2 protein-coding genes are annotated in these 14,983 nt (G+C 75.1%); both read left to right on the top strand.

The annotated features are described in order from the left end of the window. Positions 1-54: 54 nt before the first annotated feature. Positions 55-4,827, top strand: a complete 4,773-nt coding sequence (locus EBO15_RS18505; RefSeq protein ID WP_122195652.1) for a type I polyketide synthase — start codon at positions 55-57, stop codon at positions 4,825-4,827. Positions 4,828-4,858: 31 nt separating this feature from the next. Continuing rightward, positions 4,859-14,968 (top strand): SDR family NAD(P)-dependent oxidoreductase, encoded by a 10,110-nt coding sequence (locus EBO15_RS18500; RefSeq protein ID WP_122195651.1) that lies wholly within the window; start codon positions 4,859-4,861, stop codon positions 14,966-14,968. The last annotated feature ends 15 nt before the right edge of the window (positions 14,969-14,983 follow it).

Below are 14,983 nucleotides of genomic sequence, written 5' to 3'. Positions count from 1 at the left end.
TCCCCGCCCACCCCGCCCTCCCCACGTCTACTGCTCCCCGAGGGGTTGAACTCGATGGACAACGAAGCCCGCCTGCGGGATTACCTCAAGCGCGTCATGTCCGATCTCCGGCAGACCCGGAACCGGCTGGAGGAGGCCGAGGGCAGGAACCGGGAACCGGTCGCGATCGTGGGCATGGCCTGCCGGTATCCCGGTGGTGTCCGGTCGCCGGAGGACCTGTGGCGGCTCGTGGACGGCGGCGTGGACGCGGTCGCCGGACTCCCGGGCGACCGCGGCTGGGACGTCGAGGGCCTCTTCGACCCCGACCCGGAGACCCAGGGCGCCTACTACGCGCGCGGCGGCGGCTTCCTGTACGACGCGGCGGAGTTCGACGCGGGCTTCTTCGGGATCTCACCGCGTGAGGCCCTCGCCATGGACCCGCAGCAGCGGCTCCTGCTGGAGGTGTCCTGGGAGGCCCTCGAACGCGCGGGCATCGACCCGTCCTCACTCCACGGAACCCGGTCGGGCGTCTACGTCGGGTCGAGCAACCAGGGCTACGGGACCGAGCTGACGTCGGCCCCCGCCGGGCTCGAAGGACACATGCTGACCGGCGGGTCCAGCGCCGTCCTGTCCGGCCGTATCGCCTACACGCTCGGCCTCGAGGGCCCCGCCCTGACGACCGACACGATGTGCTCGTCCTCCCTGGTGGCGCTGCACCTGGCGGTCGAGGGCCTCCGGCGCGACGAGTGCACGATGGCACTGGTCGGCGGCGCGACCGTCATGGCGACGCTCCGCTCCTTCGTCGAGTTCAGCCGTCAGCGCGGGCTGTCGCCGGACGGTCGCTGCCGGGCGTTCTCGGCGGACGCCGATGGCACCGGCTGGGCCGAAGGCGTGGGTGTTCTGCTCCTGGAACGCCTGTCGGACGCGCAGCGCAACGGCCACCAGATCCTCGCCGTGATCCGGGGCAGCGCGATCAACCAGGACGGCGCGAGCAACGGCCTGACCGCCCCGAACGGCCCCTCCCAACAGCGGGTCATTCGGCAGGCGTTGCTGAACTCCGGTGTGGCGGCGTCCGAGGTCGACGCGGTCGAGGCGCACGGCACCGGGACGACGCTGGGCGACCCGATCGAGGCGCAGGCGCTGATCGCGACCTACGGTCAGGAGCGACCCGCAGATCGTCCGCTGTGGCTCGGATCGGTGAAGTCGAACTTCGGGCACGCGCAGGCGGGCTCGGGCGTCGCCGGTGTCATCAAGATGGTGATGGCCCTGCGCGAGGGGACCCTGCCGCGCACTCTCCACGTGGACGACCCGACCCCGCACGTCGACTGGTCCGCCGGAACCGTCCGGCTCCTGGACGAGCCGGTGCCCTGGCCACGCGGCGAACGCCTGCGGCGAGCGGGCGTCTCCTCGTTCGGCGGAAGCGGCACCAACGCCCACGTGATCCTCGAAGAAGCCCCCGAGACCGAAGCCGCCCCGGCAGGACGAGGCGGCGCGCTCCCGGTGGTCCCGCTGGTGGTGTCCGCGCGTTCGGAGGACGCGCTGCGCGCGCAGGCCGCCCGCCTCCGCGCCTTCCTGACCGGAACCCCGGACACGAACACGGACACGGTCGACGCGGCACGCACCCTGGTCACCGCCCGCTCGTCGTTCGACCGCCGGGCCGTGATCCTCGGAGCCGACCGGACCGAACTCGCCACCGGCCTCGCCGCCGTCGCCCGAGGCGACACGGCCCCCGGCGCGGTCCTCGGCTCGGAGATCCCCGACCTCGGCCGCCGGGTGCTGGTGTTCCCAGGTCAGGGCTCGCAGTGGCCGGAGATGGGCGCGGCGCTGTGGCGCGAGTCGGACGTGTTCCGCCGCCGCCTGACCGAGTGCGAGGACGCCCTGCGCCCCTGGGTGGACTGGTCCCTGTCGGAGGTCGTCTGCTCCCCGGAAGCGAGCGACCTCCTGGACCGCGTGGACGTGGTCCAGCCCGCGCTGTTCGCGGTGATGGTGTCGCTTGCCGAGGTGTGGCGTTCGCTGGGCGTCGTCCCGGACGCTGTCGTCGGCCACTCGCAAGGCGAGATCGCCGCTGCCTGCGTTGCCGGTGCTCTGTCGTTGGAGGACGCGGCGAGGGTTGTCGCGCTGCGAAGCCAGGCGATCGCGCGGTTCGCCGGTGAAGGCGGCATGGCCTCGGTCGCCGTGTCGGCTGACGAGACCGCTGACCTGGTCGAACGCTGGGACGGGCGGTTGTCGGTCGCTGCGATGAACGGCCCGTCGTCGACCGTGGTGTCGGGTGACGCCGAGGCGATCGACGAGCTGGTGGCGCACTGCGAGGGCGACGGAGTCCGCGCACGGAAGGTGCCGGTGGACTACGCCTCCCACTCGCCGCACATGGACGTCCTGGAAGACGACCTGGCCAATGCACTGTCGGGCATCACGATGGGCTCGGCGACCGTGCCGTTCTACTCGGCGATGACAGGCGGTCGCATGGAGACCGCCGGTGTCGGGCCCGGGTACTGGTTCGAGAACCTGCGCAACCCTGTCCGCTTCGACACCGCGATCCGGGCCCTGCTGGACGACGGTCATCGGGTGTTCGTGGAGTCGAGCGCTCATCCGGTGCTGACGATGGCGATCGAGGAGACCCTCGAAGACGTCCGGGTCTCGGACGCCGTGGTGGCGGGGACGTTGCGGCGCGGCGAGGGGGACACCCGGCGCCTGCTGACGTCCGGCGCCGAGCTGCACGTGCGCGGAGTCCGTGTCGACTGGGCCGGGTTGCTGGGCGGTCCGCCCGCTCGGCCGGTCGATCTGCCGACCTACGCGTTCGACCGGCAGCGGTACTGGCTGGAGATTCCGCGCGCCCAGGCGGACACGCCCGCGCTGGACGGGCGGTTCTGGGAGACGGTCGAGCGCGCGGACGCGGACGGTCTGGCCGCCGAACTCGGGCTGGACGCCGAGTCCGCCGCCCGGGTCCTTCCAGCGCTGGCCGACTGGAGGCGGCGCAACGACGAGCGGTCGGTCATCGACGGCTGGCGGTACCGGGTGACGTGGCGTCCGGCCGCCGCCCCGTCCACCGGCGTCGTCGCGGGCCGGTGGCTGCTCGTCACGTCCGCCGACGGCGGCGGGGAGCCCCTCGCCACGGCCCTGAAGTCGGCCGGGGCCGAGCCGCTCGTCCTCGAAGTCGGGGAGTCCGAGACCCGGGACGTGCTGGCCGGACGGCTGCGCGGCCTGGCCGGCGACGAGCCGCTCACCGGGGTCGTGTCCCTGTTGGGGCTGACGGAGTCGGTGGTGCTGGTCCAGGCGCTGACCGATGTCGACTTCTCCGGCCGGTTGTGGCTGCTTACCCGTGGCGCCGTCGCGGTCTCGGAGTCGGACGGGGCTCCGGATCCGTGGGCTGCGGCCGTGTGGGGGCTGGGCCGGGTCGTGTCCCTCGAACTGCCCGACCTCTGGGGCGGGCTGATCGATCGTCCCGATGACGCGCCCCGGACGCTCGACAGGATCGTGGCGCTGTTGGCCGGAGGCGGCGGAACCGAGGACCAACTGGCGGTGCGTCCGTCGGGGGTGTTCGCGAGCCGTCTGCTGCCCGCCCCGCTCGCGGGCCGTGAGCCGAAGCGGCGCTGGACGCCGAGTCACGGGACGGCGCTGATCACCGGTGGTACCGGTGGGCTTGGCGCGCATGTGGCGCGGTGGCTGGCGCGCGAAGGCTGTCCGCACCTCGTCCTGGTCTCACGGCGTGGCCCGGACGCGCCCGGTGCGTCCGACCTGCGAGATGAGCTGGTCGGGCTTGGCGCGCGCGTCACGATCGCCGCCTGCGACGTCGCCGACCGCGACGACCTCCAACGCCTCCTCGGCGACCTCGAAGCGGCCGGGGACGCGCCGACGAGCGTCATGCACACCGCCGGAGTGGGCCTGCTGGTGCCGCTCGCCGACGTCACCGGCGACCAGTTCCACGAGGGCCTGGCCGCCAAGGCGCTCGGCGCCGCCAACCTGGACGCACTGCTGCCGGAAGAGGGACTCGACGCGTTCGTCGTCTTCTCGTCCGTGGCCGGGGTGTGGGGGAGCGGCGACCACGGGGCCTACGCCGCCGGGAACGCCTTCGCCGACGCGCTCGCCCTCAACCGCCGGGCGCGCGGCCTGCCCGCGACGTCCATCGCCTGGGGCATCTGGGACTCCGCCGACGACGCGGGCGGCATGGCCGTGGACGTCGTCCAGGAGCAGCTGCGCTGGCGGGGGATCGCGTTCATGGACCCCGCGACCGCCATCACCGCGCTCGGCCAGGCGCTCGACCACGACGAGACGTTCGTCGCCATCGCCGACCTGGACTGGGAACGGTTCGTCCCGGTGTTCACGGCGGCCCGGGAACGGCCCCTGCTACAGGACCTGCCCGCCGTCCGGCGGATCCTCCAAGCCGCGGACGGCGCGCGAGGCGAGACCGGCGCCGACGGCGGCGCGTCCCTCCGCGAACGCCTGCTGGAGCTGCCCGCCGAGGACCGGGAGCGGACCCTCCTGGACCTGGTGTGCGACCACGTCGCGTCCGTCCTCGGATACGGGCCGGCGCAGGACGTCGCCGCCGACCGCGCCTTCCGCGACCTGGGCTTCGACTCGCTCACCGCCGTGGAACTGCGCAACCGGCTCGGCGCCGCGACCGGCCTGCGCCTGCCGACGACGCTCGTCTTCAACCACCCCACCGCCCTGGCGCTGGCCCGGTACCTGGGCGCCGAACTCCTCCCCGGCGCGTCCGGCGGGACCGGGCCGGAACCCCGGAGGACGGCCTCGCCCGATCCCGACCCCGGCCCCGAGCCCGCCGCGGACACCGGCGCCATCGACGCGATGGGCGTCGCCGACCTGGTCCGCATCGCCCTCAACGACAACTGAGCCTCGACGCGGCACCGAGCGGAGTCCCCCCATGACCATTTCGCATGACCAGCTCGTCGAGGCGCTGCGCGCGTCCGTGAAGGAGACCGAACGGCTGCGGCGGGCGAACCGGCGCCTGGCCGACGCCACGACCGAACCGATCGCGATCATCGGCATGGGCTGCCGGTTCCCCGGCGGCTCCACGTCGCCCGAGGAGCTGTGGCGGCTCGTCCGGGACGGCGCCGACGCCGTCGCGGAGTTCCCCGGCGACCGCGGCTGGGACGTCGACCGCCTCTACGACCCGGACCCCGACCACGAGGGCACCAGCTACGTCCGCGAGGGCGGGTTCGTCTACGACGCGGCGGAGTTCGACGCGGGGTTCTTCGGGATCTCTCCGCGTGAGGCGCTCGTGATGGACCCGCAGCAGCGGCTGCTGCTGGAGGTGTCCTGGGAGGCGCTGGAACGCGCGGGCATCGACCCGTCCTCCCTCCGCGGCAGCGCGACCGGCGTGTACGTCGGCGCGGCCCACCAGGGATACGGCCTGGCCTTCGACGACCTCCCCGAAGGAGCGGAAGGACACGCGCTCACGGGCAGCGTCACCAGCATCGCGTCCGGACGCGTCGCCTACACGCTCGGCCTCGAAGGCCCCGCCATCACCCTTGACACCGGCTGCTCGTCCTCCCTGGTGACCCTGCACCTGGCCATCGAGGCCCTGCGGCGCGGCGAGTGCTCGCTGGCGCTCGCGGGCGGCGCGGCCGTGATGTTCAGCCCCGTCGGATTCGTCGGCTTCAGCCGACAGCGCGGCCTCGCCCGGGACGGCCGCTGCAAGGCGTTCTCGGCCGACGCCGACGGCATGGGCATGGCCGAAGGCGTCGGCCTCCTCGTCGTCGAACGCCTGTCGGACGCGCAACGCAACGGCCACCAGATCCTCGCGGTGGTGCGAGGGAGTGCGATCAACCAGGACGGCGCGAGCAACGGCCTGACCGCTCCGAATGGTTTGGCGCAGGAGCGTGTGATCGGCCAGGCGCTGGCGAATGCCGGTGTGGCGGCGTCCGAGGTCGACGCGGTGGAGGCGCATGGTACCGGGACGACGTTGGGCGATCCGATCGAGGCGCAGGCGCTGATCGCGACCTACGGCCAGGAACGCGCGACGGACCGTCCACTGTGGCTCGGGTCGGTGAAGTCGAACATCGGCCACGCGCAGGCGGCGTCCGGTGTCGCCGGTGTCATCAAGATGGTGATGGCGCTGCGCGAGGGGACGCTGCCGCGCACGCTGCACGCCGCCGACCCGACTCCGCATGTCGACTGGTCCGCCGGAGCCGTCCGGCTGCTGAACGAGTCCCTGCCCTGGGAACGGAACGGGCACCCCCGCCGGGCCGCCGTGTCGTCCTTCGGGATCAGCGGCACGAACGCCCACGTCATCCTCGAAGAAGCCCCGGCCGCCGACGCCGCCCCAGAGGAGCAGGACGCCGCCCTCCCGGTGATTCCCCTGGTGGTGTCGGCGCGTTCGGAAGGTTCACTGCGGGCGCAGGCCGCTCGTCTGCGCACCTTTCTGACGGACACTCCGGACGCTGACGCGGGTGCTGTCGCGCGGTCGCTGCTCGCCTCGCGCACGCTGTTCGACCACCGCGCGGTGATCCTCGGCGCGACGCGCGAGGAACTCACTGATGGACTGACCGCCCTGGCCCGAGGCGAGACCGCTGACGACGCCGTGACCGGAAGCGTCGTCCGGAACGCCGACCGCCGGGTGCTGGTGTTCCCCGGCCAGGGCTCGCAGTGGCTCGGGATGGGCGCGGGCCTGTGGCGAGAGTCGGAGGCGTTCCGAACCCGCTTGACCGAGTGCTCGGAAGCGTTGGCGCCTCACACCGACTGGTCGCTGATCGACGTGGTGACCGGCGCGGGCGATGCGACGCTGCTGGAGCGCGTGGACGTGGTTCAGCCCGCGTTGTTCGCGGTGATGGTGTCGTTGGCCGAGGTGTGGCGCTCGTTGGGCGTCGTCCCGGACGCTGTCGTCGGCCACTCGCAAGGCGAGATCGCCGCCGCGTGTGTGGCCGGTGCCCTGTCGTTGGAGGACGCGGCGAGGGTTGTCGCGCTGCGAAGCCAGGCGATCGCCCGGTTCGCCGGCGAAGGGGGCATGGCTTCGGTCGCCGTGTCGGCTGACAAGGCCGCTGACCTGGTCGAACGCTGGGATGGCCGGTTGTCGGTCGCGGCGATGAACGGCCCGTCGGCGACGGTCGTCTCCGGTGACGCCGAGGCGATCGACGAGCTGGTCATGGCTTGCGAGGAGCGTGGAGTCCGGGCGCGGAAGGTGCCGGTGGACTATGCCTCGCATTCCTCGCACATGGACGTCCTGAAGGACGATCTCGCCGCCGCTTTGTCGGGCGTCACGATGGGCGCGGCCCGCGTCCCGTTCTACTCGGCGATGACGGGCGGTCGTATGGAGACCGCCGGTGTCGGCGCGGAGTACTGGTTCGAGAACCTGCGTAACCCCGTTCGCTTCGACACCGCGATTCGGGCCCTGCTGGACGACGGTCACCGCGTCTTCGTGGAGTCCAGTGCTCATCCGGTGCTGACGATGGCGATCGAGGAGACCCTCGAAGTCGCCGAGCTCCCCGAACTCGTCGTGGCCGGGACGTTGCGCCGGGAGCACGGCGACACTCGGCGCCTCCTGACGTCCGCCGCCGAGCTGCACGTTCGCGGAGTCCGTGTCGACTGGGCCGGGTTGCTGGGCGGTCCGCCCGCTCGGTCGGTCGATCTGCCGACCTACGCGTTCGACCGGCGTCGCTACTGGTCGGGGCCTGCACCGGCAGGAGCGAAGGCTTCCCGGACCGACCCCGTCGACGATCTGCTCTACCGCATCGTCTGGCGTCCCTTCGGCAGGACGGCCGAGCCCGTGCCGGGTGGGCGGTGGCTGGTGGTCGCCGCCCTGGACGGTGAGGCGGACGACCTGGCGGCCGCGCTGGACGCCACGGGCGCGGGAACGGCCCTCCTCGCGGTCGGCGATGTGGCGCACGACCGGGCGGCGTTGGCCGGTCGTCTCCGCGAGGCGGCGGGCCGTGCGGACGCGGCGTTCACCGGGGTGGTGTCGCTGCTCGGCCAGGCGGACGCCCTGGACGCGCACGCGACGGCGACGCTGATCCAGGCGCTCGGGGACGCGGGGGTCGGCGCGCCGCTCTGGACGCTCACGTCGCGCGCGGTCGCCGTCTCCGAAGCCGACGAGCCGGCGGATCCGGAGCGTGCCGCGCTCTGGGCACTGGGACGGATCGCCGCGCAGGAGCACCCCGAGCGCTGGGGCGGCCTGATCGACGTCCTCTCGGGGGTGTCCGCGGCTGAGCGGGTGGCCGCGCTCCTGACCGGCGGGGCGGGCGACGAGGACCAGCTCGCGATCCGCGCCACCGGCGTCCATGCGCGCCGTCTCGTCCGCATGGCGCCCAGCGGGCAGCGAACGGGGGCCCCGGACGCCCGGACGCGCGGGACCGCGCTGATCACCGGTGGCACCGGCGGGCTCGGCGCGCTCGTGGCGCGCCGGCTCGCCAGCGAAGGCCATCCCCATCTCGTCCTCCTCTCGCGGCGGGGCCCGGACGCGCCCGGCGCGTCCGACCTTCAAGACGAGCTGACCGCGCTCGGCACCCGTGTCACCATCGCCGCCTGCGACGTCACCGACCGGGACGCTCTGGAACGGCTCCTCGCCGGGCTCGCCGCCGACGGGGACGCGCCGGACACGGTCGTCCACACCGCGGGTGTCCTCGACGACTGCGTCATCGACGCGCTGACCCCGGACCGGGCGTCCCGCGTGAACGCGCCGAAGGACGTGGCGGCGCGGCACCTGGACGAGCTGACCCGCGGCTTCGACGTGGCGGAGTTCGTGCTGTTCTCCTCGCTCGCGGGCACGCTCGGCGGCCCCGGGCAGGCCGCGTACGCGCAGGCCAACACGCGTCTCGACGCCCTCGCGCGACGCCGCCGGGCGGAAGGGCTGCCCGCCACGTCCGTGGCGTGGGGGGCGTGGCGGGACGGCGGGATGCTCGACGGCGCCGCCGCCGAACGCGTCCGGGGCCAAGGCATGCCGCCGATGGAGGCCGGCCCCGCGCTGGACGCGCTGCGCCGGGCGCTCGACGCCGGCGAACCCTGCCCGGTCATCGCCGGCATCGACTGGCCGCGGTACGCGCGGACGTTCGGCGCGGCGGGCGGCCGGACGGCCGTGCTGCGCGAACTCCCCGAGGCCCAGCGGGCCTCCGACACCACGACCGGCCCCCGAGAGGACGAGGCGGGAAGGTCCCTGCGCGGCCGGTTGTCCGCGCTGTCCGCGAAGGAGCGGGAGGCGGCGCTCGTCGACCTCGTCCGCGCCCAGGCCGCCGAGGCGCTGGGACACGAGGACGCGTCCGCCGTCGACCCCGACCGCGCGCTCCGCGACCTGGGCTTCGACTCGCTGACGGCGGTGGCGCTGCGCAACCGCCTCGGCGCGGACACCGGGCTGCGGCTGCCGGTCACGCTCGTGTTCGACCATCCGACCGCCCGCGAGCTGGCCCGGCACCTGACCGCCGAGCTGTTCGGCGAGAGCGGCGACGCCCCGGCGGCCGCGCCGGCCCGTCCCTCCATGGTCCCGGTGGACGAGCCGATCGCGATCGTCGGCATGGCGTGCCGGTTCCCGGGCGGCGCGGCGTCCCCGGAGGACCTGTGGCGGCTGGTCGCGGACGGCGTGGACGCCGTCTCGGAGTTCCCCGCCGACCGCGGCTGGGACGTCGAGGGCCGGTTCGACCCGGACCCGGAGCGTCCCGGCGCCTTCTACGCCCGCGAGGGCGGCTTCCTGCACGACGCGGCGCGTTTCGACCCGGGCTTCTTCGGGATCTCGCCGCGTGAGGCGATGGCGATCGACCCGCAGCACCGGCTCCTCCTGGAGACCTCGTGGGAGGCGTGCGAGCGCGCCGGGATCGACCCGGCCGTCCTGCGCGGGACCCCGGTCGGCGTCTACGTCGGCTCGAACTACCACGACTACGGCTCCCGGTTCGACCGGGCGCCGGACGGCTTCGAGGGGCATCTGGCCACGGGCAGCGCGGCGAGCGTCGCGTCCGGCCGGATCGCCTACACGCTCGGCCTGGAGGGGCCCGCCGTCACCGTGGACACGGCGTGCTCGTCGTCGCTGGTGGCGCTGCACATGGCCGGGCAGGCGCTGCGCCGGGGCGAGTGCTCGCTCGCGCTGGCGGGCGGCGTCACCGTGATGTCCTCCCTCGACACGTTCGTCGAGTTCAGCCGCCAGCGGGCGCTCGCCCCGGACGGCCGGTGCAAGGCGTTCTCCGCGGACGCCGACGGCGCCGGCTGGGCCGAGGGCGTGGGAATGCTCCTGGTCGAGCGGCTCTCGGACGCCCGCGCCCACGGGCATCCCGTGCTGGCCGTCCTCCGGGGCGGCGCGGTCAACCAGGACGGCGCGAGCAACGGCCTGACCGCGCCGAGCGGACCGGCCCAGCGGAAGGTGATCCGCGCCGCGCTCGACGCCGCCGGACTGGACCCGGCCGAGGTCGACGCCGTGGAGGCGCACGGCACGGGCACCCGGCTCGGCGACCCGATCGAGGCGGAGGCGCTGCTGGACGCCTACGGCCGCGACCGCGATCCGGGCCGTCCGCTGTGGCTGGGGTCGGTGAAGTCGAACATCGGGCACGCGCAGGCGGCGTCCGGCGTCGCCGGTGTGATCAAGATGGTGATGGCGCTCCGCGAGGGCGTCCTCCCGCGCACGCTGCACGCCGAAGAACCGACGTCGCACGTCGACTGGTCGGCGGGCGGCGTCCGGCTGCTGAACGAGCCGGTGGAGTGGCGCGGCGGCGACCGGCCCCGGCGGGCCGGGGTGTCCTCGTTCGGCGTCAGCGGCACGAACGTGCACCTGATCCTGGAGGAACCGCCCGCCCCCGCACCGGACGACTCCGGCGCGGAGGAGCCCCGGCGGCTGCCCGTCGTCCCTTGGGCGCTCTCGGCCAGGTCCGAGCCCGCCCTCCGCGCCCAGGCCGCCCGGCTGCGGGCCCGCCTCGCCGAGGCCCCGGAACCGGACGCCGCCGACGTGGGCCTCTCGCTCGCGGTGACCCGCGCCGGCTTCCAGGAACGCGCCGTCGTGCTCGGCGCGGACCGCGCGGAGCTGGAGACCGGCCTCGCCGCCCTCGCCGAGGGCCGGTCCGCCGCGAACCTCGTGCGCGGCACGGCGGCCCCGGCCGGGGACGGCGCGACGGCGTTCCTGTTCACCGGTCAGGGCTCGCAGCGCGCCGGGATGGGCCGCGAACTGTACGAGGCGTTCCCCGTCTTCGCCGACGCCTTCGACGAGGTGTGCGGGCACCTCGACGCCGAGCTCGGCCGTCCGCTGCGCGAGGTGATGTCCGGCGACCCGGACGTCCTCGACCGGACGGCCTTCACCCAGCCCGCGCTGTTCGCGCTCGAAGTGGCGCTGTTCCGGCTCGTCCGGTCGTGGGGGGTCCAGCCGGACGTCCTGCTCGGCCACTCGGTCGGCGAGCTCGCGGCGGCGCACGTCGCGGGCGTGTTCCCGCTGGCGGACGCCTGCCGTCTCGTCGCCGCGCGCGGACGCCTGATGCAGGAGCTCCCGGCGGGCGGCGCGATGGTCGCGATCCAGGCGGACGAGGACGAGGCCGTCCCGCTGCTGACCGGCGCGGTGGACCTCGCGGCCGTCAACGGCCCGGCGGCCGTCGTCGTCGCGGGCGAGGAACGGGCGGCCCTGGACGTCGCGGCGCACTTCGCGGGACTCGGCCGCCGGACCCGGCGGCTCCGCGTGAGCCACGCCTTCCACTCCCCGCTGATGGACCCGATGCTGGACGGCTTCCGCGCGGTCGCCGAGACGCTGTCCTACCGCGAGCCCGACCTCGAGATCGTGTCCGACCTGACCGGGCGCACCGTCCCCGGCGCGGAGATCGCCACGCCGGACTACTGGGTGCGGCACGTGCGCGGGGCCGTCCGGTTCCACGACGGCGTGCGGACCCTCGCCGACCGCGGCGTGACCCGGTTCCTGGAGCTCGGCCCGGACGGCGCGCTGACGGCGCTCGCCCGCGACGGCCTCGGCGACGCCGCCGAACGCGCCGTCCTCGTCCCGGCCCTGCGCCGAGACCGCCCGGAAACACAGGCGATCATGGCCGCGCTCGCCGGACTGCACGCCCACGGCGCGTCCCCGGACTGGGACGAGGTGTTCGCGGGCACCGGCGCGCGGCGCGTGGACCTGCCCACCTACGCCTTCCAGCGGCAGCGCTACTGGCTGGACGCGCCGCCCGCCGAAGCGGCGGACACGGCGGTGAGCATGGCGGCGGCCGGTGTGTGGTCGCCCGATCATCCGCTGCTGGGCGCGGCGGTCCCGCTGGCCGACACCGACGGCCTGGTGTTCACCGCCCGGCTGTCCCCGCGCACGCACCCGCTGATCGCCGAGCACGTGGTCATGGGCACCGCGCTGCTGCCCGGGACGGCGCTCGTCGAGCTGGCCGTCCGCGCCGGTGACGCGGTGGGCTGCGCCCACGTCGGGGAGCTGACGCTCGGCGCCCCGCTCGCGCTCCCCGACGACGGCGCGCGACGGCTCCAGGTGGTGGTCGGCGCCCCGGACGACCGGGGCGCACGTCCGGTCGGCGTGTTCTCCCGGGACGAGGACGCCCCCGACGACGAGCCCTGGACCCGGCACGCGGGCGGCACCCTCCTGCCCGCCGGACCGCCCGCCCCGGACGACGTCCCCGGAACCTGGCCGCCGCCGGGCGCCGAGCCCGTCCCGACCGGCGACCTGTACGAGCGTCTCGCCGCCGCCGGGTTCGACTACGGCCCGATGTTCCGGGGCCTGAGCGCCGCGTGGCGGCTCGGCGACGAGGTGTACGCCGAGGTCGCCCTGCCCGAGGAGCACCGCGCCGAGGCCGCCGGGTTCGGCCTGCACCCCGCGCTGCTGGACGCCGCCCTCCACACCGTCGCCCTCGGCCCCGCCGCCGACCGGGGCCGGGCCCTGCTGCCCTTCGACTGGAACGGCGTGACGCTGCACGCCACCGGCGCGTCCTCGCTGCGCGTCCGCCTCACCCCGGACGGCGCGGACACGGACACGGTCGCGCTGGCGGTCGCCGACGACGCGGGACGGCCCGTCGCGACGGTCGGCTCGCTCGTCCTGCGGCCGGTGTCCCCCGAGCAGATCCGCGCGCCCCGGACCGCGTTCCACGAGTCGCTGTTCAAGGTGGACTGGGTGCGGCTGCCGCTGGAAGCGGCGTCCACCGGCGGGACCGGGCGCTGGGCCGTCGCCGGGACCGCCGACGTCGCGCTCGCCAAGGCCCTCGGCCGCGCGGGCGTCCCGGTGGAGTCCTACCCGGACCTGCCCGCCCTCGCCGACGCCGTCGCCGCCGGCACGGCCGTCCCGGACGTCGTGGTCGTCACCTGCGCCGAAGACGACCCGGACGGAACCGCCGCCGGGGTGCGGCGGGCCGTCCACCGGATGCTGCGGCTGACGCAGCAGTGGCTGCACGAGGACGCGTTCGCCGCGTCCCGCCTGGTCGTCGTCACCGGCGGCGCGGTCGCGTGCCGGGACGGCGAGGACCTGCGCGACCCCGCGGGCGCCGCCGCCACCGGCCTGGTCCGCTCCGCGCAGTCCGAGCACCCCGACCGGTTCGTCCTCATCGACCTCGACGGACGCGACGTCTCCTACGCGGCGCTGCCCGCCGTGCTGACCGCCGCCGAACCGCACGCGGCGATCCGCGCGGGCGCGGTGCTCGTCCCCAGGCTCGCGCGGGTGAGCCCGCCCGCCGACGAGGCCGACCCCTGGGAGGCCGGCGGCACCGGCGGCACCGGCGGCACCGTCCTGATCACCGGCGCGACCGGGACGCTCGGCGGGCTCGTCGCCCGGCACCTGGCGTCCGCGCACGGCGTGACCGACCTGCTGCTGGTCAGCCGGAGCGGACGCGACGCGGCGGGCGCGGACGCGCTGCTCGCCGAGCTGGACGGCCTCGGCGCGCGGGCCCGGCTGGTGTCCTGCGACGCCGCCGACCGGGACGCCCTCGCCCGCCTCCTGGACACGATCCCGGCGGAGCGCCCGCTCACGGCCGTCGTCCACACGGCCGGGGTGCTGGACGACGCGGTGGTGTCCGCGCTGACCCCCGGGCAACTCGACACCGTCCTGCGGCCCAAGGTGGACGCCGCGCTGAACCTGGACGAGCTCACCCGGCACCTGGACCTGTCGGCGTTCGTGATGTTCTCCTCCCTCGCCGGGACGTTCGGCGGCACCGGGCAGGGCAACTACGCGGCGGCCAACGCGTTCCTCGACGCGCTGGCCTACCGCCGCCGGGCCCGCGGCCTGCCCGCGCGCTCCCTGGCGTGGGGCCTGTGGGCCGAACGCAGCGGGATGACCGGGAAGCTGGACGACGCCGACCTACGGCGGCTGGAACGGGGCGGCGTCACACCGCTGTCCTCCGAGGAGGGCCTGGCGCTGCTGGACGCCTGCCGCGCCCTGGACGAGCCGGTGCTCGTCCCCGCGCGGCTGGTCACCGAGGCGATCCGGGCGCGGGTCGGCGACGACGCCGTCCCGGCGATCATGCGCGGGCTCATCCGGGCCCCCGCCCGCCGCGCCGCCGCGTCACCGTCCTCCGCCGAGGCGGGTCCGCTGCTCGAACGGGCCGCCGCGATGACCCCGCAGGAGCGCCGCCGGGCCGTGTTCGACCTGGTCAGGGACGAGACCGCGACGGTACTCGGGTACGCGGGCGAGGAGACCGTCGACGCGGAGCGGGGCTTCCTGGAGCTCGGCTTCGACTCGCTGACCGCGGTCGAGCTGCGCAACCGCCTGGGCCGGGCGGCCGGCGTCCCGCTGCCCGCGACGCTCGTGTTCGACCATCCGAGCCCGGCCGCGCTCGCCGTGTTCCTCGACGGGCTGCTGCGCCCCGAGCGCACCGCGGTCCCCGCGCTCCTCGCCGGGCTCGACGCCCTCGAACCCCTGCTGGACGACGCCGACCCGCTGGACCCGGACGCGCTCGACGGCCTGCGGGACACGCTGACCGCCCGCCTCCGCCGCCTGCTCGCCCGCCTCGGCGAGCCCCCCGCGCCGCCCGCGTCCGCCGCGTCCGCCGCGTCCGCCGACGAGGCGGACCCCGACATCGGATCCCGTCTCGACTCGGCCACCGACGACGAGGTCTTCGACTTCATCGACCGCGACCTCGGGCTGTCGTGAACCCCGCGATCGACG

Origin of the sequence: Actinomadura harenae (assembly GCF_003696215.1) — a bacterium.
Classification (GTDB): Bacteria; Actinomycetota; Actinomycetes; order Streptosporangiales; family Streptosporangiaceae; genus Spirillospora; species Spirillospora harenae.
Note: the sequence above shows the minus strand (reverse complement) of the source record. Positions and strands in the feature narration are given on the sequence as shown.